This window comes from Lacisediminihabitans profunda (assembly GCF_008040105.1).
Taxonomy (GTDB): domain Bacteria; phylum Actinomycetota; class Actinomycetes; order Actinomycetales; family Microbacteriaceae; genus Lacisediminihabitans; species Lacisediminihabitans profunda.
Genome location: NZ_VRMG01000028.1, coordinates 1 through 594 on the forward strand (window position 1 = coordinate 1; position 594 = coordinate 594).

At 68.0% G+C, this 594-nt stretch carries 1 protein-coding gene; it reads right to left on the minus strand.

The annotated features are described in order from the left end of the window. Positions 1-594: lyase family protein (locus FVP33_RS18925; RefSeq protein WP_246142437.1), on the minus strand; the 594-nt coding region annotated here is incomplete at both ends.

Here is a 594-nt window from a genome sequence, read left to right on the forward strand (position 1 = left end):
GGCGGCCCGCTTGAGGGTGCCGCTCGGCGTCATGAGGATGCCCGCGTCGGAGGTCGCCTGGAGGAGGTCGGCCGCCGTCTCCATCTGCACGCCGGTGATCTCGCTCAGGTGGCGACAGACCGCCTCGGCGTAGCGGGGGTCGGCGGTGATGCCGGTGCCGATCGCCGTCGCGCCCATGTTGATCTCGTTGAGCCACGGGATGGTCTCGCCCAGCCGGTCCAAGTCCTCGGCGAGGGTGTGGGCGAATCCGCTGAACTCCTGGCCCAGGGTCATCGGCACGGCATCCTGCATCTGGGTGCGCCCCACCTTGAGCACGTCGGCGAACTCGCCGCCCTTGCGCGCGCAGGCCTCGGTGAGCTTGCGGTGCTCGTGCAGGAGCCGCTTGACCCCGAACACCATCGCGTGCTTGATCGCGGTGGGGTACACGTCGTTGGTGCTCTGGCTGCGGTTGACGTCGTCGATCGGGTGCAGGTGCTGGTAGTCGCCGAACTCGAAGCCCATGATCTCGAGGCCGCGGTTGGCGATCACCTCGTTGGTGTTCATGTTGGTGGAGGTGCCGGCACCGCCCTGGATCACACCGACCGCGAATTCGTC